This window comes from Microcoleus sp. S28C3 (genome assembly GCF_036700785.1).
GTDB lineage: Bacteria > Cyanobacteriota > Cyanobacteriia > Cyanobacteriales > Microcoleaceae > Microcoleus > Microcoleus asticus.
In genome coordinates, this window is sequence record NZ_JAUBPO010000097.1 from 1 (window position 1) to 22515 (window position 22515).

The window sequence follows — 22515 nt, forward strand, 5'->3', positions numbered from 1 at the left end:
TGCAATCTGGGCGTTAGTCGTTTCGATTGCTGTAGCGATTTGGTTGAATTTGGCGGCGAGTAATTGCATGGTTTTTTCCTGTGGTGTGATGTGGCTGTAGTGGTTGCCGTGTATGGGTTTGTTTGAGGTGTCTTACCCTTATGTCTTACATACTAACAAACGTTAGACATTTGTCAAGCGTTTGTAAGACCAATTTGTTAGACATAAGCAGGGTGTATGACAAATAACTGTATGACAGATTCTGCTTATATGTCATACAAACGGCTACGGGTGTTATACAATGGTGTCATACATATATGACCGAGGTAAGGCAATGGCTTCGACATCGTTAACTTTTCGCTGTCCCGATGAAGTGTTGGAGGCGATCGACAATCTAGGCAAAGAGCGTTATCCGGCTGCAAATAATAACCACGGGTGCGATCGCTCCAAGACTTTGATCGACATTATGCGGGCGGGCATCGAGGCGCTGTCTGATGGCTCCGTTGTCTTACCCGCACCCGCAGAAGTCAGACAACAGCCGTTAGACGTAAGACAAGAAGTGTCAGACAGCTTGTTAGAGGCACGTATTGTAGAAATTGTCCAACGCCAGACAGAACCAGTGTTCGCCGAGAAGTTCGCAGCGATCGAGGAACGGCTGGGAAAATTGAGCGCCTGAGTGATGGGGGTGGCAATGAGTCACTCAGGCGAGAATTGGACGCGAAGGATAAAGAATTGCGATTAAAGGTTGAACTAATGGAAGAGCAAAACGGGGAGCTGCTGAAGCTTCATGAGCGGATCGGGGACTTATGGCTTAAGGTGCCAAGCTTGAAGGAGCAATTAGAGATAGAATACGCCGATCGCCAGCAAGTCGCCGCCCAACTCACCAGCACACGGGAAGAACTCGATCGCACGCGGGTAGAACTCGCCAGCAAGTGCGAAGAAGTCGAAAAACTCAAAGAGAATCCACCAGGGGCGATCGAACAGAACCCAGCACCAGCGATCGACCTACCGGAGCAAATAGCGGAAATCGTAAACTTTCTAAAAGAACTGCTACCGCCCGACACCAAGTGGCCCAAGCGGGTAATTCCATCTCTGCGGAAATTTCTGGAATCCAAGGAAGAATGAGCCAGACTGACTTTGAGCTATCAATGTGATGATCAAGGAGTCCTGGAAGACACATCCCACGGACATTAGGAATAGACACCCCGGTTAATGCCGGGTTTTTTTGGCTTGCCCGATCGCCCAAACAAAAAACCTCCGACCGAAATGTCAGAGGTTTTTTACACGATGGGTAATTTGCAATTGGTAATTGGCAATGAGTCTTTGCCCCAATCTCTAATCACTATAAACGGCTTCAGGAGTTCTGGCGATTGGCTTTCGCGTACCGCAGTTTTAGGACACGATCCACTTTCTCTTTTGCGGCTGTGTAAGCAAGACCGGCATCGGCTCTGCCTACATAGCCGTAAAAGCAAGTAGGGCAAAAGATTACCCATTCATTGTTACAGCGAGTTTGACAGAGAAAGTCTCTGTAGAAAAACATACTTTCGATAGCACCCATGATTTTTGTCCTAGTCATTAGTAGATGTAAGCCCCAGACCGTCGCATCACCACTGACAACGTAGCGTCCGGTTGTGACTAAACGTATCACTCAGTTGTCTACATTGTGAGGTTGGAAATAAAAAGCAATATTTATTCATCAACCAGTCCCTGAATTTGTTGCGGAGGCTGCCAGCGCTGCCCAAAACTCTGCCGCAGTTGGGAAAGTACGATCGTCCGATCGCACCCAAAAACAAAAAGCCCCCAGCGTAATGCCGAGGGCCTTTTTTATGGGTAATTTGCAATTGGTAATTGGCAACGGGTGTTTGCCCCAATTGCTTGCAGTATAGCGGGTCTAGGGCTGTTGCTGGCGATCGGGTTTGGGCCCGTACCGCTGATTCAAAAATTCATCTACCTGCCTCTTGGCCGCCACCGCACCGCCAACCTTTCCAGGGTAGAGATATCCATAATCCAAGCATTTAATTTCCCAGCCGCCACGCCGATCGCACCAGCAAAGGAAGCTGCGGTAAAAAAAGATTGATTCAATCTGGGGCATAGGTTTGGTTATTGGTTATTGGGTATTAGTTATCAGTCATCGGTCAGCGCTACGCCGTCAAAACATCTCTAACACCGTAGCGCTCGGTTAGGTTGGCAATGTTCAGCGAGCGATGTTCAGCGCTGCCAGTCGATCGTCGCTCAATTGTTGTAATTGTTGGGGCGGTTGCCAGCGGTTCCCCCAGTTCTGGCGAAGTTTGGAAAGGGCGATCGGACTGGGGAAGAGTTCGGCGGCACTAACCCAAACTCCAACACCGGAAATCTGGCTCGCATAGTAGGTATCAAACTGTTGGCGCGATACCCTTGCCAGTTGCCCTTGCTCAGATTGCTGCCACAGTCGATCGATAGGTAGTCTCTCACGCTTCACAATCCGCACGGTTCCTAATAGTTCGGCAACTGGTAGCGTGGCATAAATTGCAATATTATCGCCCGGTTTTAGGGATGCCCCAAAGCTACCTTTTCGGAGTTCGATCGTTTTCGGGTTCCGGTCAACAAAGAAGGCATCAGCCCAAGTCGGGCGGACTGAGATTAGATAAGTATTAGTCATCCCAAATTACCTCCTTTTTCGCAGTGTTCCTTAACATATTTGACTGAGCGTCCTAGGGCTTTAGAAAACTCTTCCCCTCTCTCAATAGGTACTGCGCTTCCGCCCCAGCCAGTGATTTGGTACTGTAGGTAAGGTGCATCGGCATAGGTGATTTGAAAGATTGTGAGGGCAGGCTTAGAGCTTGGATTTTCTTCGATTACGCGATATGTATTAGCTGGCATTGTCGTTACCTTTGCTTAGTTTCTCAAGCATCTCTCTCGCATCCACATATCGCTGGTGATTTCTGCCACCATCAGTCACGCCCCAGAGCAAGTAAATTGTTTTCTGTTTGCCTAGGTTTTTAGCAATTACCAGCTTGGCTAATTGCACCCGCCGTTCATGCTTTTTAAGTGGGAAATCATCAGCAAAGATGGGAGGAAGGTTTTCGGCTAGCACTTCAGCCAGAAAGCCGTTTAAACTCTGTTCCAGGGCTTCCGAAGTGTCCGAGGCTTCCACGTCTGGCGTCCCCGCCGTCCCCTTCCCGTAAGGGTTTGGGAGGTTTTCGGCGTCTGGTTGTGGCAGTGTGGCATCCTTCCCAGATGGTTTGTCGGGAGTGTCGGTTTGAGCGCCGGAAACCTCGTTTAATGGCGGATTGTTGACTTCAATCTTGGGCATCAAACCTAGTACCGGATTGCCAATGGTGGAAAGGATAATCGGCGTTTGCTCAGACATTGAATCAGGGATCAATAGCTTCAAATCCGCTGATAATAAATCTCTATGAGCCTTACTTGCAATCACGTTTGGATTATTTAACATTTGCTCAATCACACCATAGGAGCCTTGCTCTTCACCGTCCTTAGTGGTGCGTACTAATCCTTGCGCCAACAGTGCTAAATTAAGCCGAATGTTGGAGTCTGCAACCCCACTAGATGCGATATTAAAAGTCTGAGTGCAGATAAAATATCCAACATTGTACTGACCCCCTACAGTCGCGATGCTTCCCAGTTTAGAAGCCTTATCTTCCCATAGCTGTGCATTTCGTTTCTGCATTAAGCACTGGTACGTTGCAAACCAATCTTCGAGGATTAATTTGATAGGTCGGTCGCGGTAGGTTTCCTCAGTTGCTGGTTGTGATTTCCGGCGCTGTAGTTTCTCGTAAACCACATCCAGAAACTTCATCGACTCCTCTGGAAATAGCGGGTCAAATATCACAATGTGACTGCGAGGAACGCCGGGGAAATCTTCATATTTCTGGGCAATGACGTAAATTTCAGCCTGCGGAAAACGAAAGGTTACATCATCGAGCCACTTGTGCAGGGTGTAGGTTTTGCCCGTGCGAGTAGGGCCCGCTAAGAAAATAGATGTGTTGATACCAGCCAAGGAAGTTAGGATTTTGCTGGCAGTCTGGCGGGCGATCGCAAGGTTGGGGCTTTCGATATCCTGATTAGGCTTAAGCCCTGGTGAGCTTGCCGATGGTTCCACTTTGTCGCCGGGATTGGCCACGCTGTCGAGCGTTGTTGTTCCAGTTAGCTGTGGCTGTTGCTGCTGGGTGATGCCCATAGATTCGAGGTAAGCTTGTTCGATTTCACCTTCGATCGCCACCTCGTCAGCTTCTAAAAGCTTCTTATAGCGTTGTTGCGTTGAGGCCATTTGGAATGCAGATTCAGCAGCATAATCGAACTCGTAAGCCTGGTTTTGATACTTCTTAATCCGTTGTCGAATTGGCTCCTGTTCTGCCTCCTTACGGGCAATCAGCATAACCGTCACCATGCCCCCAGTTGCGAGCAAACTAAGCAAAATTTTAATGCCGCCAAACCCACGCTCGATCGACCGAAACTCTGCTTTAAGAGGGACTAACCATGCAGGCTGCGACTCTATCCTGTTGCCAATTCTGTATTCAATGCGATCGTTGAAAGGTAGGGCTGTAGCAGTTGCAAACCCAGCAATCCCCAGACCTAACAAACCTGATACAATGGCCTGATTTTTATTCGCTAACATTGCTCAACTTGCTCCATACTTGGGTTGCCACGAATGCGACGGTAATTACGATTAATACAAAGCTGAAAATCAGCAGTTGAGAATTGGCAACTATCCAAGCTTGCCATGCGTCCCAATTGCCAGCAATCAAGGCAGTTCCCACGGCGATTAGGATTAATTGGCTCCGAACTTTACCCGAACCTTCAGCACTCAAGCTGTATACTGCCAACCCTAAACCGACTGCCGGAATTAAAATTACAGCACTAGGTATCATCGCCGGAATCGCCCGTACTATAAGGGATGCGGATAGACCCGCACCGAAGTAGGAGCCGAATTCTCCCCAGTTTCCGGTCAAATTCCAGAAGCGTTCTATGCCACTAATTTCGTCAGTTTTCTGTTGTTGCTGCTGTTCTGGTTGCTCAAAATTGCCAGCGTTCAAGTAATCGAATTCTGAAGAGTCAAATTCTGAGATGTTCATACAAAAAAAGCGGGCGTTAACCCGCTTACTAAGGTTTACTTACGTCCACTGAAGAAGTCGAATAGACCCCCTAAAAAGCCTTTGCCGTTGTTGGTCGCGATCGGACTACTGCCACCGCCAGAATTGCCTGCTGTGGCTGGGATGGGGTCGAAGTCTTTCGCGTTGATATAGGCGTTAAAGTTTGCCCGTTTTGCTTGCATGGCGATCGCCTGCTGCGGGGAGGCTTGGATTGCCTTAAGGGACTGCTGAAAACCGTTAGTCTGTATCTCACCTTTCGCCATGTGATTAGCTCGAATCAGCAGCAACCGCTGGCGAAAATCCATGTTTTGCAGGGTTTGGGTGCTGGCTCCTTGCACCTTTACCAGCCCTAATTCGTGTTGTAATTTTTGCTCTAGATTGACAATATGCTGATCGTGCTTAGCACCCGCGATGATGCCCTTAACCACATACTTGTCAATCTCTGCTTTGTCGGTCAATCCGTTTTCGATCGCCTCAAGAGTCAAGCGCTCAATTTCTACTTTGTTAGCGCGAATCTTGGCATCATGCCGATTGTAGGCAGTTCGTAGTTGTTTCTGAAGGTCTAAAATTTTGGCTTGTCTGGCGGCTTCGTGTACCATCTCAGGCGTAAGGGGCCCGGAGTGATACCCGAATTCGCGGGCTACATGACCCGCTCCTGATGTTTGGGCTACTCTGAATTGCATTACAATCTCCTTAATAAGATTCCCCCAGCGCGAGCTAGGGGAGGATTTACAGGGCCGGCGGCTTACTTTTCCAGGGTTGTCCGTCGGCTTTGCATTTGATTTAGTCTGTTGCTTAAGTTGTCAGCCGCCGGATGCCCGACATCAGGCAAGAATTCGCCACGCCGCCAACTGTCGCCAAGCTCGATCGCACTTCCCAAGTCCAAGCCAACCGCTACGTACTGGCACTCAGGGAAATCCATCTCGGAGTCTTTCTCAGCCTCAGTCTGGGATTGATACTGGTAGCCGATCGCAAAATTATCTATCGCCTGCCGCTGTTCACCGGTCAAGCTGCCATCGGGAGCCAGATTCTCGAACATATCCAGATGAGAAGCCAGCCGCCAGCGCGAGTCATCGCCATACTGGGGAATTCTGGCAATTTGGCGATCGACGTATTCGGGTACGATGCCGTTAGAGCTCGTGTCGGCGTCGGTGTCGGCGTCTTCCAGTTCTTCTTCTTCCCAGAAATCGGAAAGGTCGATCGGGGTCAATTCTTCATCGGTGATCATTGCAATGCTCCATCAGTAAGGGTTCTAGGGGTGTGAGCTTTTGGTTATCGATCTCTTTACTTGAAAAAATCCAACAATTTAGCCAGCCCTACCTTTTCTTCTTTTTCCTCAGTCGCTTCGACATCAATTGCCTCGCCATCTTTCGATAAATCTTTGCGCTGAGGAGCTGGCTTGGGAGTAGAGCCGATAACGTTTCCCTGAATGAAATCTCCCTCAATCTTCTCGGTGTAGTTCCCACCCTCGGTGTTAATGATGCGGGTTCCAGGTTTGCCGTCCTCGAAATATTGACCGTTAATGATTCGTGGCATTGGACTAAAACTCCATTTGTGTAAAGGGGTTGAGTTAGTATTTATCAGCTACTTTTTGCTTTGCTTGCTTGATTGCTTCTTCGCGTGATTCTCCGTTATACCCGACGTGTCCGGCGAGCGAGCCGTTGCAATCCCAGATGGTTCCGTAGCTTTCATTTTTGCGGTTGGTCATTAATTGCAAGTGGTGCAACTCATCAATTTGAATTGCTTCTTCGTTCTCGCCCTCAATAACTTTCAAGTAAAACTGATCAATTAAGTGCCTAAACACGACTAAAACTCCATTGGTGTAAATGTTTCCGGTTGTGCGATCGAGACTTCGGCGATTGGCTGCGGAATTGTTGATGCTGCCTGCTGACAGTTGTTAATCTGCCAAGTGTTTAGCAGGTGATTCCCGTACCGAGAAAGTAGAATTCCGATCAAGGTTGAGTAATCGCCAACACCAGTAGTAGCAAGCAATTCATCTGCGAGCGGTACAAATCGTGAAGGCAAGACGGCGCGTGTTTGTGCCATTTGGTTTTATTCCTTGTTGAGTCCGTAGAGGTTAAAGAATTGAGGTCTTGGGGCAACTTTAAACCGCCCCTTTGATGCCTCGCACATGGGCTGTAGGAGACTTGCTGAACCGCCGATGACGATCAACTCTCCAAGCGAAGGCAAGTATTTTGCCCAATTGGTCTTAAGTTTGGCTCTGATGTCGGCTGTCCAAGCGTCTCGAACTGCTACGAACTCCCGGCTGAAATCAATATCAGTAGATCCATAACAGAGGTTGCCAGAGGCGATCGCGTCCATCAACATTCCGGCGTCGGCTGTGTTGCCAACTTTGGGAAGGATGGCTGCTGCTAACCGTTGGGCAAGGTGCGATGTTCCGGGCAAGACGATATCCGCATCCCTGAGTAAAGCGCCGCCGGGTGCAAACAATCGGGCGATCGCAGTTCCGCCGCCGATATCAAGGATGCCGTTCGGGTTATTTGGGTAACGCCACATTTGACGCCCAAGCGCCAAGTCATAAGCACCGCGACACTCATCAACCGCAGATACCGATCGGATTGTTGTTAAGCAATCGCGACCGTTTACCGAAAATTCGATCGTGGTTTCCAATTCTTTGAGCTTGGCAATGGTTGCCTGATTGCGAGAGTCGGGCGTCGGGATGACCAATCGTTCGATCCGCTGGGAGGAATCCGAAGCAAGCGCGGGCAAGATTAGCAAGTGAGCTAAATCAGCTTTGCCAGACTCGAAAGCCGGGGCTCCGCCCATCAGTTGTGCCAAGCGACCGACCAAGTAACGGCGACCATCGAATCCAATTTCGTAGCTCTGACCGTCGCTTCCGCCCTCTTCCCAGTCGGATAACTCCTTAACGTAAGACGGTATCGATCGCACTGTCTGACAGTCGATCCATTTTGTAAAACGATTGCCGGGGTCAACAGCCAACACGGGACGCACGACGGCGCGATGTGGCTGGATTGAGCCAAGCGTGGTTTGTCGATATTCAGTTTGCATGGTTCGGTTTTGCCTTGTGGCGTAAGAGTTTGAGACGATTTTCGAGCTAGTTTTTGAGAAACCCTGCGGGAATGTACGTGTGACCGTTTTATGCTCGGAACTGGCTTTATTGCGTCTATGAGTGCTATTGTAATCTACAAGTACATCACTCGTCAACAGTGATGTACTTGGCGGTAAGTTTTCGCATCGGTAGACTATTGTCGATAATGTTGGTATACATGAACTCAAAATAATGGGCACCAACAGACCGAGAACTACTATTTCTTTTGACTTCGACGAGTATCAAGAATTAAAGGACTGGGCGGACTCTGAGTTTCGGACAATCCCTCAATTAGTTCTCGTCTTGGTTAAGAAGGCATTGATAGAGAGAAGAGAACACGCCGATCAAACATCCGATCGCACCGACAGCCCACAACCAACAGAAGCAAAACCCGCATCAGCAGCGAAAGCTAAGCAGGGTAAGGCTAGTAAAGGTGCTAGTTGATGTCTAGCAGTTATTTAGCAGATGTCTAGCAAAGGAAACAGGCAACCATGATCCAAACCCAAACCAAGACAGTCACATTTGACGAGTTCGCGGCCTGGTATCCAGAGAACTCAGTCCGCCGCTACGAGCTACACAAAGGAGTAATTGTCGAAATGCCTTTAGGAACTGGCCCCCATTCCCGTGTTACGGGTTTTACCAGGGATGAGATCAGTGCAGAAATCAGGCGACTGAAATTGCCTTACTTTATCCCCGGTGACTGTCTGCTTAAACCCATTCGTGATGAGGCAGGTTATCAGCCCGACGTAATTGTCTTAGACCAAGTGGTTCTGGCAAACGAACCGCGCTGGGATAGGGAATCCATCATCACGATGGGGTCTTCTGTACGGCTGGCTGTAGAGGTCGTTAGCACTAATTGGCAGGATGATTACCATTTCAAGTTTGCCGATTATGAAAAATTGGGTATCCCAGAATATTGGGTTGTTGACTATGCTGCTTTGGGTGGCCGGCGGTTCATCGGCACTCCCAAACAACCCACACTATCGGTTTGCCAGTTGGTTGATGGAGAGTACCAGGTAAAACAGTTTAAGGGCGATGACACAGTTGAGTCGCTGGCTTTCCCAGAGTTGAGGTTGACGACCGAGGTGATTTTTCGAGCCGGTCTGCCTCCAATCGAGCCGAGCTAGAAGGACTGGGGGCGATCGGGCGATGCTGTCCCGATTTTTCACTCCTAGCCCGTCGCACTAGCCCAAAATAAATGTACTTAAGTTACCAGATTAAGAATCTTGCCTAGAAATCCTAGGAAATCAAATTTTCAGAGTTTTTAAGCAAGGTTTTCTGATAAGTTTTTCTTACAATTTTACTATCCCCGCAAAAAAGTCACTAGACGAGCGTAAAACTCTGCAAATCTTTTGTACAAAAGTCTTTGAGCTTTTTGACTAGACAGGCTTGAATTCACTTTGATCAACTCGTGAGTTAATCAATCAGATATAACGTCAGAAAATTAACCCAGAATAATTTGCCGTAGAACCTTCAGCCTCGATCGCAGTAGCCTCCAGCCATATATAATGAATTTATCGAACGTTGAGAAATTCATTATGCTACCGAGTACCAGAAAACTGAGAGTAGGATTAGCTCTATCGCCAGAGTTAATAGCGGAAGCTGATAAATTTGCTGTACCTTTTGGGGTATCGCGGTCAACGTTTTTTGAAGAGGCAATGTGGATTTATTTAGATCATCTAGATAGATACGTCAAATCTGAAGCAAAACCACAAGCCCAAAACGAAGAAGCGCTGACCGTGTGAACTTCCAGCGCTTTTGGTATTCTTTATAAACCTTCTAACTTTGTTCATCAAAAATCTTGGCAGGTTTTATTAACAAAGTTAGAAATCACGCCACCAATAGGGATGGCTACTAACAATATGATGACATACCTTGTCTCACAACGCACGTGCTCTATAGGCGCTGTGGCGGTTGGTGCTAGCTTGCTGGCTAGCCTTCGCGTTATCTGTAGCGGTGCGATCGAGCAAATTCTGAATTCTAGCGCTACCGATAGAGCTACCCATAAGTTTCAAGAGCCTGCAAAGCCTTGTTATCAGCCTATCGTACCACAATCTCCTCTAAATACGCAACATAACCGGGGATTATTTGGAGTTAGCTTTGCAGCGATAAATCCACAATCCACAGTATCAGCGCGAGCAAACCGGGGATTTTCTGCTGTTGGCTTTGAAGCGATCGGAGATGCGGCGTAATGTACACCACAAAAACATCCTCCGAATTCATCAAAGTCAGCAAAACTAACCCTTGCCCTCTTTGCGACAAACCAGATTGGTGCAAAACCTCCCCAGATAACACAGTTGTGATGTGTCCGCGCACCGACACCGCACCGACGGGATGGAAGCGCATAAAGGACACGGTAGACGGACACGGGATTTACAAGCTAGAAACTGAGGACAATTTTGAAGCTCAAGTCAGCGGCCGCCGTCCTACGAAGAAGGTTAGCAAAGCTAAAGTATTACCTGTTCCGGCTGTTCCAATCGGGTTGAAGCTTGCCAAAATTGAAAATGCAGCGGCACCGGAGCGCCAGCCGATATCCGACACGCTCTGGTCGATTGTTAAAAAGCAAATTCTTAAAGAAACACCAGGGACAAGCCGTGAGACTGTCTGGGAGATTGCCTACTCTTATGGTGACGACAAAACGGTATACCGCGCAGAATGGGCGGATATTACCAGCGCCAAGGGATACCGCAAAACATACCGTCAGAGTCACGTTGATGACGGATTGGTGGAGTGGAAGAAGGGTAAAGCAGTTTGGAAAGCTTACCGGATCGACGAAGTGTTAGGAGTTCTCGGCGATGCACCCATTAACGAGCCTGCCGTTCCGCTGATGGTAGAAGGGGAGCCAAACGTTGAGACGGCCCGATCGCACAGCATCGCCAGCATTACCCTGCAAGGCTCAAATTGGTCTGAGGAACAAATCAAGGCAGTCGTTAAGGAATTGCAAGAGGTCAACTGTCGGGCGCTGCCTTACCTATACGACAACGACGAGATCGGCCGCGCAAAAGCCGACAAGATTAAATCGGCGTGCGATCGACTGCAATTCCCCTGCTTTCTGATCGACCCAAAGGTTATATTCCCGGATATCCCAGAGAAAGGGGATATCAAGGAAATTTTGGACAATATGGACGCCGACGAATTTATTCGGCGGTTAGAGAAAGAGATTCACAGACAAGCTGCTGAGTTAGCGCGGGCGATCGAGCTTGAGGAGGAGGAGGAGGAGAAGGATGCGGGAGAAAGCGCCGACGAAAAACCTCCCAGCCCACAAGAAACAGCAGGGCAAATAGCTGAGGAGTACAGACATCAATGGAAGTTCGACAACGAACAAAAGATTTGGCGGATCTGGAACGGCAAGGAATGGCAAAGGATCGAAATAGGCAACTTTGAAACCTTGTTGATGACCGTGATTGAGGCCAAAAACATTTATTACGGGCGAGACGCCTATCTGACCGATGTACTCAAGCTCCTAACCAAAAAATTGAGAGTTGCGACGTGGCACACATGGGATAGAAAGCAATACATCAGCTTTAGCAACTACGTCTTGGACGCCAACAAAAGCAAAAGCCTAGACCATTCTCCCGGCATGGGTTTCACATCGCACTTACCATTTGAGTATAAGCCACTAAAAGCGAAAGAAATAGATACCCTCAAAACATTGCAGGAAAATTGCCCTAATACTTATTGCTGGATGAATAAAGCAATGAAGGGCGATCGGAGAAAAATCTTTAAGCTTTTGGCAGTCATCAACGGGTTGCTTAAGTTCCGGTTTTTTGACTTGCAGATGTTCGTTCACTTAATCGGGAAACCGGGAAGCGGTAAAGGGACATTTATCAGGCTGCTCCAGAAAATCGTAGGGCGAGAGAACTGGAAAGGATGCAAACTGAAGCATTTAGACGACGGCTCAACAATGGCTAGCATCATTGACAAGCAATTAGTAACCTGCGCCGATGAACGGGCTGCTACGGGTGTGGATGCCATATTGTCTCTGACTGGTGGCGATGCCATTAGCTACCGGGAAATTTACAAGCCGGCCGCCGATGCTTTTTTCTACGGCTTGTTAATAATAGGGAGCAATAATCCAATTTTTGTAGGCGATACGACAGGACTAGACCGCCGCTTATGCCTGATTCATTTCGATAATCCACTGCCCACCGCACTACGAGATTCAAAAGTAGAGAGCGAGATGGACGCCGAAATCTCCCAGCTAATCGCCGTAGCACTTGATATCCCTGACAACGAGGTCACGGAAAATATTCAAGGAATAGGCAAAAATCAGATTGCAGAATTCAAGCTCCAAGAATGGGATATGAAGCTGCAAACTAACAGCGTGGCAGCTCACTTTGATGATTGCTTGATTGTAGATCCAACAGCCTCGACAACCACAGGTAAGCTTTACGAACACTATAAAAACTGGTGTGACTCCAATCTCAAGGCAGTTTCTCACATCAAGTATCCCAAGATGCTTGCGGAACTGTGCAATGACTACCTCGAATTAGGTTCTATCAGTTGGAAGCGCTCCGGTGGCCGTAGTTGGTTTGAGGGCCTGAGACTGCGAGATCAGGCAGAATCACTGCCTACTCATTCTGATTCACTTTCAGCACTTATCCCGCAAAATTTACCCACTGATACGGGGTTTGACGGGGTTACAACGGGGTTACAACGGGGTTCAAAACCCTTGCTAGACGGGAATTACAGCAATTTACGGGGTTTAGATGCTCAAAACATTTCAAATAATTTATCGAATTCTGCATCACCCGAAAAAACACACGAGACAAACGAGCAAAGAGAAATAGCAGAAATAGAAAAAGTATGTTTTAACCCCGTTAACCCCGTCAACATCTCACAACCCTTGCCAGTCGAGGATTTAAACCCCGTAATAAACCCCGTATCAACCCCGCCAGAACCCCGTCAAACCCCGTCATCGGAACCAACAGCACAACCGATCGCCCCCTCGGAGCCAGAAACAGCACCGCCGACAGTCGCCCCCCCGGAACTGCAAACTGCACCAACAACACCGGAGACAGTGCCAGCCCTGCTAATTGAAAGAGTAAAAGCAGCGCAAACTTGGGCTGAGGTCGAAGCTGTGTGGGGTGGAGATTTGGAGCTCAAGAAGCAAATAAAAAGCCAGCTCCCGATCGCAGAACTTAACAGAGTTGGCAAACTGTGCAAACAAGCTCAAAAGTCGCAGGCGCTGGTGCTATTGCAGGAATATGCTGAGCGTATTATGGCGGCGATCGGTTTTAAATCTCCAGCCGTCGGCAGTGCGATTTCCCAAGACATTCAAAAATCCATCGCTGCTGGTGAATTTTCTAGCGCTGAACTAGCGGAGTTTGTTGGAGTTGAGATATATCAAGCGTTTACCGTTTTGCGTTTGCCAAATGAAGAAGAGTCCGAGTTAGTTAAGTTTGTCCGGGTCGCGATCGCCAGTAATGACGCAGAGACAGCGAAAAGTGTTTTGAGTTCGCTCAAAGAGGTTTGCAACTCCGGTGCCGCCGATCGTCAGAAAGTTTGGAACAGCTTGGCCGAATCCGAACGGGTAGCGTTCAAAGCGCTGGTTCAATAGGGTGCGGTAGCCGGCGTCGATCAGCTACCAGTCCCCAGCGGTTGCCCGCGCAATTAAACGAGATTTAGATCGTGCGATCAACGCTGGCAGCATCACAGCAGCCGATGTTCTGGCGATATTCGGCGCGACCCAATTTGCAGAGTTTCAGCGACTTAGAGTTCTCCGGTTCCAGCCGGAAATCCAAAATCTAAAATCTAAATTTGCGGCTGTGTCCGTCGTTTAAAACGGGCGATCGGGTGCGAGTTCGATCGCCAAAAAGATGTCGCCATTATTGCCGAAGTCATCAGTCAAAATCCTCGGTTAGCAAAGATTTGGACTGATATAATGGAGGTAGAAAAGGTTAGTAAAAGTTAGCAAAATTTAGGTTTTTGAGCTGATGGCAAAGGCAAGCGTATCATCAGTCCGCAAAATTTCTCTGGCGGCAGAACTGACTTTTGACGGGCTAACCCAAGAAGCCATTGCTCAAAAATTGGGGCTGACTCGATCGCGAATCAGCCAGATGAAGTTAACCGAGACTTGGCAGCAGACGATCGAACGCTTAGAAAATCTCAAACAAAAAGCCGAGGCCGAAGCTGAGAAACGCCAGCAACTGCTTTACAGTAGTGATGCCGATCGACGGTTTGAACAGGGCCGCCAGATGGTACAAATTAGCGTCGTTACCTATACCAAGCTAATGTCAGTCATCAACGGAGCCCTCGATGTGGCGATCGCTAATCCCGACAAATCCGCAGCGATCGAGCAAGTGCGAACTGTGGCCCCGCTAATCAAAGCTGCTGTGAGCTTGGCTCAGGAAGTGTACGGCCGCAACTATGACGAACTGGAGGCGCTGAAGATTTTGGCTGATGCTGGCTGGTTGCCCCGATCAATATTGAAGCTCGCAAATGATGAAACCGCAAAGCTCAAGGCAAATATTCGGGAAGCTTTTATGGGAATCTTGCCCGATCGCCCCGATGAACAGCGAGGCCGGGGATTGACCCCAGAGACGGCCGCACTTCTTCGATCGCACATCCTAGGCATCCAGCCGCCGGAGATGGGAGAAGAGGAAGCGGAGTTTAATTTACTTTAATTTACTTTATTTAACTTTATTTGACTTTATTTGACTTTATTTGACTTTATTTGACTTTTAGCCCGATCGCCCGCAGCTCCCGACAATCTGGGACTGGGTGCGGACTAAATACACTTTTTACACGACTTGAGCGACTGTTGCGGTGTATTTAGTGTATTAATTGCAATTCTCCAGCGGGTGCGATCAGGTCAGTTATGTAGACTTTTTAGACGGTTCGATCGTCCGTGCAGGGCAAAAAGTCTACATAAGAGTCTACCTAACCCTAACTCCCCGGCGGGTGCGATCGAGGGGGAGATTACTTATATTTCCTTATATTTTGTTATTTTTCCTTATGCCTGCCCTCCACATAATGTGGAATCGACAGCCACAGGCATTACAGCTTTTGTCGTGTCGATGCTGTAGAGGAGCCCTAGATCGGCATATACTCTAAAACAGAAATCGTAAACATCCCGTAGCGAAGTTAGATGTTCGAGCAAACCTTTAGAAATATTGATGACGTTCTCAGAAAGGAGGCGGGCTGCACTACGGAGTTGGACTATACAGAGCAAACGTCTTGGCTATTGTTTCTGAAGTATCTGGATGACCTGGAACAGGAAAGGGCGCTAGAGGCAGAGCTAGTCGGTAAAGCTTATGAGTTTATTATTGATGAGGCGCATCGGTGGTCATCTTGGGCAGCACCAAAAAAGCCAGATGGCAAGGTGGATCACGATCGTGCGCTGATTGGCCCCGATCTAATTGATTATGTCAACCACAAGTTATTCCCATATTTACAGGGTTTCAAGCAACGCGCTACCAGTCCCGATACGATCGAATATAAGATTGGCGAAATTTTTAGCGAGATAAAAAACAGGTTTCAAAGCGGCTACAGTCTGCGGGATGCGCTGGAATATATTGATGAGCTACGGTTTAAATCGCAACAAGAGAAACACGAGCTATCCCATCTCTATGAAGCCAAAATCAAGAATATGGGCAATGCGGGGCGTAATGGTGGTGAATATTACACACCGCGTCCGTTGATTCGCGCCATGATTCAGGTGGTGAAACCCAAGATAGGCGATCGCATTTATGATGGTGCTTGCGGTTCGGCAGGATTCTTGTGCGAAAGTTACGATTATTTGCGTCAGGGTAATCTCACGACGAAACAGTTAGAGACACTTCAGAATAATACGTTCACCGGGAAGGAAAAGAAGAGTCTGGCTTATGTCATTGCGATCATGAATATGATTTTGCATGGCATTGATGCCCCGAATATTATCCACACCAACACGCTGACGGAAAATCTCAGTGATATTCAGGACAAGAATCGTTTTGATGTAATTTTTGCAAATCCGCCATTTGGAGGGAAGGAACGCCCGGAGGTGCAGCAAAATTTTCCGATTAAGACTGGAGAAACAGCGTTTCTGTTTTTGCAGCACTTCATCAAAATCCTGAAGATAGGCGGTAGGGCGGGGGTAGTAATCAAAAATACGTTCCTGTCAAATTCGGATAACGCTTCGCGGGCTTTGCGTCTAGAGCTTTTAAGTAGTTGCAATCTACACACGATTTTGGATTGTCCTGGGGGGACATTTATTGGGGCGGGGGTAAAAACGGTTGTACTGTTTTTTGAGAAAGGTCAACCCTTCGACTCTGTTCAAGAAATGCCTTTATTTGCTCAGGGAAAACCTTTAAATCAGGGGATGGCTACTCAGAAAATTTGGTATTATCAACTCGCTCCAGGGCGGAATATGGGTAAAACCAATTCTCTGAATGATGAGGATTTACGGGAGTTTGTAGAGTTACAGGCTACGTTTGCAGAGTCGGAAAAGTCTTGGCTGGTGGATATTGCTGATGTGGATCGGATGACGTTCGATCTGTCGGTTAAGAACCCAAATAAGGCTGAGGAATCGCTGTTACGAGAACCGCAGGAAATTTTAGATGAAATTGCAGTTTTGGATGAGGAGAGTGCAGAGATTTTGGCTGGCCTTGGGGGAATGGTATGCAGTTGACAGTTGATACTGAAAAGTTGGCAGAGGGATGGGTTAAGAAGTCATTAGCTGACCTAATTAAAATATCACACGGATATGCCTTCAAAGGAGCGGATTTTGAGAAAAGCGATGACATAACAAAGCCGATTGTTCTTACGCCAGGAAATTACTCAGAGAGCGGTGAATTATACTTCACTTCACAAAATACTAAGCGGTTAACTGGTAGTGTTCCGCCAAGTGGCTATCTGTTTGATGTAGGTGAACTGACAGTAGTCATGACGGATCTTTCTTCAAAAATGAAAATTTTAGGTAAGCCAGCATTTATTAATCAACCCAACATTCTCCATAATCAGCGAATTGGACGAATTTATTTCAAAGATAAATCCATAGTTCCACAGTTTCTTTATTACTTTTTCCGAACAAGAGTCTTTGCAGACAAAATTAAAGAAACAGCCACAGGGACAATGGTTCGACATACGGCTCCGAACAGAATATTGGCTAACAAAATTTGTGTTCCTCCTATCCTTGAACAAAAACGAATTGTGGCGATTTTGGATGAGGCGTTTGAGGGGATTGATAGAGCGATCGCCAACACCGAAAAGAACCTTGCCAACGCCCGCGAACTATTTGAAAGCTATCTAAACACTATCTTTACTCAGGAAGATAACGAGTGGGAATGGGTTAGTTTGTCTGAGATAACGACAGATATTACTGATGGAGATCATCAAGCTCCCCCTAAATCAGAATTTGGTATTCCATTTATTACAATATCGAATATAAATAAACAAAATCGGCAAGTTGATTTTTCTAATACGTTTAAGGTTCCACATGAATATTTTGAAAAGATAAAAATCAATCGAAAACCACGTAAAGGTGACTTGCTATACACGGTTACTGGTTCGTATGGAATTCCAGTGATCGTTGATTATGATATTGATTTTTGCTTTCAGCGACATATTGGGTTGATCCGACCAAATTCCGAAACAAATTCAAAATGTTTGTACTACATACTTTTATCACGTTATCTTTTGAATCAGGCTGATAAATGTGCTACGGGTGCTGCACAGAAAACTGTTTCTCTAAGTGGACTCCGACGTTTCTCTGTTCCTAAAATACCTAAACAAAAACAGGAAATAATTGTCGCTAAACTCGATAACTTATTAGAACAAATTACTCGCCTCGAAACCATCTACAGCAAAAAAATCGCTGCCCTCAACGAACTCAAACAATCCATCCTGCAAAAAGCCTTCACTGGCGAACTCACCGCAGACACCTCAAAAACTGTTAAGGAGAAGATTGCTGCATGAATGAAGCCGAAACCCGCGCCGAACTCATTGACCCTGCACTAAAAACCGCAGGATGGGGAATCATCGAAAATAGCCGCATCCGCCGCGAACTTATAGCCCCTGGTCGCTTAATTGGCAACGGTAAACGCGCTTCATCAGAATTCGCTGATTATGTGCTGTTTTATCGGGGAGAAAAACTCGCCGTCATCGAAGCCAAAAAACGCGAGTTACCTGACACCGAAGGTTTGGGACAAGCTAAAAAATACGCAGAAAAACTGGAAACCCGGTTTGCTTACTCTACCAACGGCGATCGCATCTACCAAGTCGATATGCACACAGGGGCAGAAGGCTACATCACCGAATATCCCACCCCGGATCAACTGTGGGAAGCCACCTTTAGCGAGGCAAATGAATGGCGCGATCACTTTGCTGCTATTCCCTTTGAAGACAAAAGCGGTACATGGGAAGCCCGTTATTATCAGCACAATGCCATTAAGCACGTCCTAGAAGCGATCGCACAAGGACAAGACCGGATTTTGTTAACGATGGCAACTGGTACGGGTAAAACCTTCATAGCCTTCCAACTTGCCTGGAAACTCTTTCAAAGCCGTTGGAACCTCAGCCGACAACCCACCCGTCGCCCTCGTATTCTGTTTCTAGCAGATCGCAATATCTTAGCCAACCAAGCCTATAACTCTTTCTCAGCCTTCCCAGATGATGCCCTCGTCCGCATTGACCCCAAAGCTATCAAAAAACGGGATCGAGTTCCCAAAAATGGCAGTATCTTTTTCACTATTTTCCAAACCTTCATGACTGGAAAAGATGAAGAAGGTAATCCCACTCCTAAATTCAGCGACTATCTCCCCGACTTCTTCGACTTCATCATTATTGATGAATGTCACCGGGGCGGAGCAAGTGACGAAAGCACCTGGCGGGGTATTTTGGAATACTTCTCCCCAGCAGTACAACTGGGACTAACTGCCACTCCAAAACGTGAAAATAACGCCGACACCTACGCCTATTTCGGCGAACCCGTCTACACCTACGCCCTCAGAGACGGCATTAATGACGGGTTTCTTACCCCTTTTAAAGTCAGGCAAATTGAAACCAACTTAGACGAATATATTTACAGCACCGAAGATGAATTAATAGAAGGTGCAGTAGACGAAACCAGAACCTACACCGAAACCGACTTCAACCGCATCATCGAAATCGAAGAACGCGAACGCTATCGAGTACAACTATTCATGCAGGAGATCGACCAAAAAGAAAAAACCCTAGTATTTTGCGCTAACCAAGTCCACGCCCTTGCTGTGCGTAACCTGATCAACCAGAACAAAATCAGCGCCAATCCAATTTACTGTGTCCGCGTTACCGCCAATGATGGGGAACTGGGAGAACAGCACTTAAGAACCTTTCAAGACAACGAGAAAAATATTCCCACTATTCTTACTACTTCCAAAAAGCTATCCACTGGTGTTGATGCTCGGAATGTTCGTAACATTGTGCTGATGCGCCCCATCAAGTCAATGATTGAATTTAAACAGATTATCGGTCGCGGTACTCGGCTATTTGATGGTAAAGACTACTTCACCATCTACGATTTTGTCAAAGCCTACGAACACTTCAACGATCCAGAATGGGACGGCGAGCCCCAAGAACCTGTAGCTGTCACATCTAGGCGATCGGGCGACAAGGGATTGCAAGGGTCTCCAACAAATGACACGGGCGAAGGTAACGAAAATATAGAATCTGTCAGCTCTCGAACCATCAAAATCAAACTAGCTGACGGCAAAGAACGCACCCTTGAACACCGGATGTCTACCAGCTTTTGGAGTCCAGACGGTAAACCTATGAACGCCACAGAATTCGTAGAAAGACTCTTTGGTGACATTCCTGAACTATTCAAAGATGAAAACGAATTAAGAACAATCTGGAGCCGCCCAGACACCCGTAAAGCCTTGCTAGAGGGACTGACAGAGAAGGGTTACGCCGAGGAACAACTAACGGAAATCAGCCGCCTGATTGATGCCGAGAAAAGTGACCTCTATGATGTGCTGACTTATATTGCCTATGCCTCTCCACCCATAAGCCGCCGAGAGCGCGTCCTCGCTCACAAAGCCTTAATTTTTTCTCGGTATATGGGCAAACAGCAAGAATTTCTGGAGTTTGTGCTAGAACAATACATCCAAGAAGGGGTAGGGGAACTTGATCGCTCGAAACTACCTAAATTACTAGAGTTAAAATATCACGCTGTTCGTGATGCTGTTACCCAATTAGGGAGCGTTGCGACCATCAGTGAAGTATTTATTGGGTTTCAGCAGTATTTATATTCACAGGATAGGGCAGCTTGATTAGATTCAAGCCAGTCGGCGATCGCCTCAACAGTAGCCGTCCCTTACCTCAAATCCGCAAAGTCTTACTGGTTGGGTCAAAGTCACGAACACTCAGTTGACTAACTTCGTCCCAAAACGAGGCGGTTGCAGCGCTTGCCGAGGCGATCGAACGGGCGACAGATGCCAGAGATTCGATTGCCATCGGGAAGTCGCCGGCGGAATTCGTCAGGCTCGATCGCCCGTCCTAAGCCACACTCCGGCAATTGCCGATCAAACCTCTTACTGCTCTGCTTCAGGTTTAGGTTCCTTTGGTTTTTTCTCGAATACCTGAATACTTGGCTCTAGTAGCACAAAACCGTTAGGGGTTGATTCACCCATTTTGCCACCAATAGCAGCCACCCACATGGGATAGTTGGCAGCAGCGTCCTCAAGCTTCTTCCATATTTTTGGCTTAACACTAACGGACACTACCCGACCGTCACAGTCAAGCTCAAAGGTTTTCCAGTTGTCTTTGTTAGTCTGTACGTCATTCGGAAGTTCGTTAATTTTGATGATGAGTTCAAGCTTGCCAATTGTCATAGGTAGATTCGTGGGTTTTCTGGTACTTTGTCAGCTTTGTATATTTTCCAGCCTAGGGGTTGAAACCGCTACAGCTTCATCCTGCCTTTACACTAAGCGAGCTAGTGATTAATATTGACTAAAAGACAAAAGGGGTGGCTATGTTCGATCGCACTCAATGGTTTTTGGCTGGTATGTCGATCGCACTTTCGGTTCAGTTAAGTCAGCCAGTAGAAGCAGCCGTGCCCGTTGGCAAAACCGTACAAACAGCACAAACTAATACTAAGGAGGCTGCCCACAAAGCTTTCAAAGAAGGAGTACAACTATCTCAGCAAGCAACGGCGGAATCTTTAAAAGGTGCGATCTTAGCATTATCGAGAAATGCACTGGGAGCGAAGACTGAAGAAACTCGATCGGGAAACAGAACATTTGCGGATTGGTGTCGCCAAAAAGCTAATTTGAGTCCTGAAGCTAAACATACTGTTGAGGTGCTGTTGGAGGAAGCAGCGACTACAGAGTGCGATGAGGCCGATCGGAAACTTTCGAGTCTCCCGGAACTCACTCTCGCCCACAAAGAAATCATCGATATCAAACCGCTAGCATCTTTGACTAAGCTGACTAAGCTCGACCTCAGCGAAAATCAAATCACCGACATCAAATCGCTAGCATCTTTGACTAACCTGACTTGGCTCGACCTCAGCGAAAATCAAATCAGCGACATTAAACCGCTAGCATCTTTGACTAAACTGACGGAGCTGCACCTCGGCGTAGAGGTATCGTTTCAACTACCACGCTTCTCTGATCCATTTCGATCCCCGGAGTTCACCCCCAAAAACAATCAAACCAGCGACATTAAACCGCTAGAATCCTTGACCAACTCAACTGAACCCGTTATCAAAAACAATGAAATCAGTGACATCCAACCGCTAGAATCCTTGACTAACCTGACTAAGCTCGACCTCGGTAACAATAAAATCATCGATATCAAACCGCTAGCATCTTTGACTAAGCTGACTAAGCTCGACCTCAGCGACAATCAAATCAGCGATATCAAACCCCTACAATCGTTGACCAACCTGACTGGTATCGACCTCCGCCACAATCAAATCAGCGACATTCAACCCCTACAATCCTTGACTGCAATCGGTCTGGGCGACAATAAAGTTAGAGATCTGGCATCATTCCCATCTTTGACTGATATGACTGGGCTCTACCTCGACGACAATAAAGTCAGCGACATCAAACCGCTACAATCCTTGACTAACCTGGCTTTGCTCTACCTCAACGGCAATCAAATCAGCGATATCAAACCGCTAGCATCTTTGACTAACCTGACTCAACTCTCCCTCGATAAAAATCAAATCAGCGACATCAAACCGTTAGCATCTTTGACTAAGCTGATTGAGCTCTCACTCCGCCACAATGAAATCAACGACATCAAACCGCTAGCATCCTTGACTAACTTGATTGAACTCGACCTCAGCGGCAATCCGATCGCTCCCAAAACTTGCCCTCTCAAGCCAGAGTCTATCTGTGCCTGGTAACTCTGAAAATTAGAGATAAGCTGTTCAGCATTTAAATCACTTACTTCGATTCACTGTCAGGA

Annotated in this window: 26 protein-coding genes; 12 read left to right on the forward strand and 14 right to left on the reverse strand. The window is 47.2% G+C overall.

Annotated elements, in window-relative coordinates; all coding sequences use genetic code 11:
• Positions 1–313 precede the first annotated feature (313 nt).
• The gene (locus QUA13_RS24525; RefSeq protein WP_333202754.1) at positions 314–655 is read left to right on the forward strand and encodes a hypothetical protein; all 342 of its coding nucleotides are present in this window, start codon (positions 314–316) and stop codon (positions 653–655) included.
• A gap of 77 nt (positions 656–732) precedes the next feature.
• On the forward strand, positions 733–1104 hold the full coding sequence (locus QUA13_RS24530; protein ID WP_333202756.1) for a hypothetical protein: 372 nt from the start codon (positions 733–735) through the stop codon (positions 1102–1104).
• Between the two features lie 229 nt (positions 1105–1333).
• Here QUA13_RS24530 and QUA13_RS24535 read toward each other — a convergent pair whose 3' ends face one another.
• From QUA13_RS24535 to QUA13_RS24590, 12 genes are all read right to left on the reverse strand, one after another.
• A complete protein-coding gene (locus QUA13_RS24535; RefSeq protein ID WP_333202758.1) occupies positions 1334–1537 on the reverse strand; it encodes a hypothetical protein in 204 nt (67 codons plus the stop codon).
• A 333-nt stretch (positions 1538–1870) separates the two neighbouring features.
• Entirely contained in the window at positions 1871–2071 is a 201-nt protein-coding gene (locus tag QUA13_RS24540) for a hypothetical protein (RefSeq protein WP_333202760.1), read from the reverse strand.
• Between the two features lie 102 nt (positions 2072–2173).
• On the reverse strand, positions 2174–2617 hold the full coding sequence (locus QUA13_RS24545) for a hypothetical protein (protein WP_333202762.1): 444 nt from the start codon (positions 2615–2617) through the stop codon (positions 2174–2176).
• Complete coding sequence (locus tag QUA13_RS24550) at positions 2614–2838, reverse strand: hypothetical protein (protein ID WP_333202764.1); 225 nt, start codon at positions 2836–2838, stop codon at positions 2614–2616. The genes QUA13_RS24545 and QUA13_RS24550 overlap by 4 nt, the downstream gene beginning before the upstream one ends.
• Complete coding sequence (locus tag QUA13_RS24555; protein WP_333202766.1) at positions 2828–4594, reverse strand: hypothetical protein; 1767 nt, start codon at positions 4592–4594, stop codon at positions 2828–2830. The genes QUA13_RS24550 and QUA13_RS24555 overlap by 11 nt, the downstream gene beginning before the upstream one ends.
• Entirely contained in the window at positions 4581–5051 is a 471-nt protein-coding gene (locus QUA13_RS24560; protein WP_333202768.1) for a hypothetical protein, read from the reverse strand. The genes QUA13_RS24555 and QUA13_RS24560 overlap by 14 nt, the downstream gene beginning before the upstream one ends.
• A 35-nt stretch (positions 5052–5086) precedes the next feature.
• The gene (locus QUA13_RS24565) at positions 5087–5752 is read right to left on the reverse strand and encodes a hypothetical protein (protein ID WP_333202770.1); all 666 of its coding nucleotides are present in this window, start codon (positions 5750–5752) and stop codon (positions 5087–5089) included.
• Positions 5753–5814: 62 nt separating this feature from the next.
• Positions 5815–6297: a hypothetical protein gene (locus QUA13_RS24570; RefSeq protein WP_333202771.1), complete on the reverse strand. Its 483-nt coding sequence runs from the start codon at positions 6295–6297 to the stop codon at positions 5815–5817.
• Between the two features lie 56 nt (positions 6298–6353).
• A complete protein-coding gene (locus QUA13_RS24575) occupies positions 6354–6605 on the reverse strand; it encodes a hypothetical protein (protein WP_333202773.1) in 252 nt (83 codons plus the stop codon).
• A gap of 34 nt (positions 6606–6639) precedes the next feature.
• Positions 6640–6873: a hypothetical protein gene (locus QUA13_RS24580; protein WP_333202775.1), complete on the reverse strand. Its 234-nt coding sequence runs from the start codon at positions 6871–6873 to the stop codon at positions 6640–6642.
• A gap of 2 nt (positions 6874–6875) precedes the next feature.
• The gene (locus tag QUA13_RS24585; RefSeq protein ID WP_333202777.1) at positions 6876–7115 is read right to left on the reverse strand and encodes a hypothetical protein; all 240 of its coding nucleotides are present in this window, start codon (positions 7113–7115) and stop codon (positions 6876–6878) included.
• A gap of 6 nt (positions 7116–7121) precedes the next feature.
• Positions 7122–8099 carry a ParM/StbA family protein gene (locus QUA13_RS24590; protein WP_333202779.1) on the reverse strand — a complete coding sequence of 326 codons (978 nt, stop codon included), beginning with the start codon at positions 8097–8099 and terminating at the stop codon, positions 7122–7124.
• A gap of 232 nt (positions 8100–8331) precedes the next feature.
• Between QUA13_RS24590 and QUA13_RS24595 the strand changes: the two genes are divergently transcribed.
• From QUA13_RS24595 to hsdR, 9 genes are all read left to right on the forward strand, one after another.
• Entirely contained in the window at positions 8332–8583 is a 252-nt protein-coding gene (locus QUA13_RS24595) for a hypothetical protein (protein ID WP_333202781.1), read from the forward strand.
• A gap of 47 nt (positions 8584–8630) precedes the next feature.
• Positions 8631–9266 (forward strand): Uma2 family endonuclease, encoded by a 636-nt coding sequence (locus tag QUA13_RS24600; RefSeq protein ID WP_333202783.1) that lies wholly within the window; start codon positions 8631–8633, stop codon positions 9264–9266.
• Between the two features lie 381 nt (positions 9267–9647).
• Positions 9648–9884: a hypothetical protein gene (locus QUA13_RS24605; protein WP_333202785.1), complete on the forward strand. Its 237-nt coding sequence runs from the start codon at positions 9648–9650 to the stop codon at positions 9882–9884.
• A 117-nt stretch (positions 9885–10001) separates the two neighbouring features.
• Complete coding sequence (locus QUA13_RS24610; RefSeq protein WP_333202787.1) at positions 10002–10331, forward strand: hypothetical protein; 330 nt, start codon at positions 10002–10004, stop codon at positions 10329–10331.
• Complete coding sequence (locus tag QUA13_RS24615) at positions 10331–13699, forward strand: DUF5906 domain-containing protein (protein WP_333202789.1); 3369 nt, start codon at positions 10331–10333, stop codon at positions 13697–13699. Before QUA13_RS24610 ends, QUA13_RS24615 begins: the two co-directional genes overlap by 1 nt.
• Positions 13700–14075: 376 nt before the next feature.
• Positions 14076–14765, forward strand: a complete 690-nt coding sequence (locus QUA13_RS24620; protein WP_333202791.1) for a hypothetical protein — start codon at positions 14076–14078, stop codon at positions 14763–14765.
• Positions 14766–15229: 464 nt separating this feature from the next.
• Entirely contained in the window at positions 15230–16750 is a 1521-nt protein-coding gene (locus tag QUA13_RS24625) for an N-6 DNA methylase (RefSeq protein WP_333202793.1), read from the forward strand.
• Positions 16741–18036, forward strand: coding sequence for a restriction endonuclease subunit S (locus QUA13_RS24630; RefSeq protein WP_333202795.1), 1296 nt, complete (start codon positions 16741–16743; stop codon positions 18034–18036). Before QUA13_RS24625 ends, QUA13_RS24630 begins: the two co-directional genes overlap by 10 nt.
• Positions 18033–20369 (forward strand): EcoAI/FtnUII family type I restriction enzme subunit R, encoded by a 2337-nt coding sequence (gene hsdR / locus QUA13_RS24635; protein ID WP_333202797.1) that lies wholly within the window; start codon positions 18033–18035, stop codon positions 20367–20369. Before QUA13_RS24630 ends, hsdR begins: the two co-directional genes overlap by 4 nt.
• A 49-nt stretch (positions 20370–20418) precedes the next feature.
• Here the strand turns inward: hsdR and QUA13_RS24640 are convergent, their stop codons facing one another.
• Complete coding sequence (locus QUA13_RS24640; RefSeq protein WP_333202799.1) at positions 20419–20553, reverse strand: hypothetical protein; 135 nt, start codon at positions 20551–20553, stop codon at positions 20419–20421.
• 77 nt (positions 20554–20630) lie between these two features.
• Positions 20631–20930: a hypothetical protein gene (locus QUA13_RS24645; protein ID WP_333202801.1), complete on the reverse strand. Its 300-nt coding sequence runs from the start codon at positions 20928–20930 to the stop codon at positions 20631–20633.
• 140 nt (positions 20931–21070) lie between these two features.
• Here QUA13_RS24645 and QUA13_RS24650 point away from each other — a divergent pair, with 140 nt between their 5' ends.
• The gene (locus QUA13_RS24650) at positions 21071–22453 is read left to right on the forward strand and encodes a leucine-rich repeat protein (RefSeq protein WP_333202803.1); all 1383 of its coding nucleotides are present in this window, start codon (positions 21071–21073) and stop codon (positions 22451–22453) included.
• Positions 22454–22515: the final 62 nt, after the last annotated feature.

Excerpts from the sequence above, each read along its gene's own strand:
- QUA13_RS24525 (WP_333202754.1), top strand. The coding sequence starts at position 314 with ATGGCTTCGACATCGTTAACTTTTCGCTGTCCCGATGAAGTGTTGGAG.
- QUA13_RS24530 (WP_333202756.1), top strand. The coding sequence starts at position 733 with ATGGAAGAGCAAAACGGGGAGCTGCTGAAGCTTCATGAGCGGATCGGG.
- QUA13_RS24535 (WP_333202758.1), bottom strand. The coding sequence starts at position 1,537 with ATGGGTGCTATCGAAAGTATGTTTTTCTACAGAGACTTTCTCTGTCAA.
- QUA13_RS24540 (WP_333202760.1), bottom strand. The coding sequence starts at position 2,071 with ATGCCCCAGATTGAATCAATCTTTTTTTACCGCAGCTTCCTTTGCTGG.
- QUA13_RS24545 (WP_333202762.1), bottom strand. The coding sequence starts at position 2,617 with ATGACTAATACTTATCTAATCTCAGTCCGCCCGACTTGGGCTGATGCC.
- QUA13_RS24550 (WP_333202764.1), bottom strand. The coding sequence starts at position 2,838 with ATGCCAGCTAATACATATCGCGTAATCGAAGAAAATCCAAGCTCTAAG.
- QUA13_RS24555 (WP_333202766.1), bottom strand. The coding sequence starts at position 4,594 with ATGTTAGCGAATAAAAATCAGGCCATTGTATCAGGTTTGTTAGGTCTG.
- QUA13_RS24560 (WP_333202768.1), bottom strand. The coding sequence starts at position 5,051 with ATGAACATCTCAGAATTTGACTCTTCAGAATTCGATTACTTGAACGCT.
- QUA13_RS24565 (WP_333202770.1), bottom strand. The coding sequence starts at position 5,752 with ATGCAATTCAGAGTAGCCCAAACATCAGGAGCGGGTCATGTAGCCCGC.
- QUA13_RS24570 (WP_333202771.1), bottom strand. The coding sequence starts at position 6,297 with ATGATCACCGATGAAGAATTGACCCCGATCGACCTTTCCGATTTCTGG.
- QUA13_RS24575 (WP_333202773.1), bottom strand. The coding sequence starts at position 6,605 with ATGCCACGAATCATTAACGGTCAATATTTCGAGGACGGCAAACCTGGA.
- QUA13_RS24585 (WP_333202777.1), bottom strand. The coding sequence starts at position 7,115 with ATGGCACAAACACGCGCCGTCTTGCCTTCACGATTTGTACCGCTCGCA.
- QUA13_RS24590 (WP_333202779.1), bottom strand. The coding sequence starts at position 8,099 with ATGCAAACTGAATATCGACAAACCACGCTTGGCTCAATCCAGCCACAT.
- QUA13_RS24595 (WP_333202781.1), top strand. The coding sequence starts at position 8,332 with ATGGGCACCAACAGACCGAGAACTACTATTTCTTTTGACTTCGACGAG.
- QUA13_RS24600 (WP_333202783.1), top strand. The coding sequence starts at position 8,631 with ATGATCCAAACCCAAACCAAGACAGTCACATTTGACGAGTTCGCGGCC.
- QUA13_RS24605 (WP_333202785.1), top strand. The coding sequence starts at position 9,648 with ATGAATTTATCGAACGTTGAGAAATTCATTATGCTACCGAGTACCAGA.
- QUA13_RS24610 (WP_333202787.1), top strand. The coding sequence starts at position 10,002 with ATGATGACATACCTTGTCTCACAACGCACGTGCTCTATAGGCGCTGTG.
- QUA13_RS24615 (WP_333202789.1), top strand. The coding sequence starts at position 10,331 with ATGTACACCACAAAAACATCCTCCGAATTCATCAAAGTCAGCAAAACT.
- QUA13_RS24620 (WP_333202791.1), top strand. The coding sequence starts at position 14,076 with ATGGCAAAGGCAAGCGTATCATCAGTCCGCAAAATTTCTCTGGCGGCA.
- QUA13_RS24625 (WP_333202793.1), top strand. The coding sequence starts at position 15,230 with ATGTTCGAGCAAACCTTTAGAAATATTGATGACGTTCTCAGAAAGGAG.
- QUA13_RS24630 (WP_333202795.1), top strand. The coding sequence starts at position 16,741 with ATGCAGTTGACAGTTGATACTGAAAAGTTGGCAGAGGGATGGGTTAAG.
- hsdR (WP_333202797.1), top strand. The coding sequence starts at position 18,033 with ATGAATGAAGCCGAAACCCGCGCCGAACTCATTGACCCTGCACTAAAA.
- QUA13_RS24640 (WP_333202799.1), bottom strand. The coding sequence starts at position 20,553 with ATGGCAATCGAATCTCTGGCATCTGTCGCCCGTTCGATCGCCTCGGCA.
- QUA13_RS24645 (WP_333202801.1), bottom strand. The coding sequence starts at position 20,930 with ATGACAATTGGCAAGCTTGAACTCATCATCAAAATTAACGAACTTCCG.
- QUA13_RS24650 (WP_333202803.1), top strand. The coding sequence starts at position 21,071 with ATGTTCGATCGCACTCAATGGTTTTTGGCTGGTATGTCGATCGCACTT.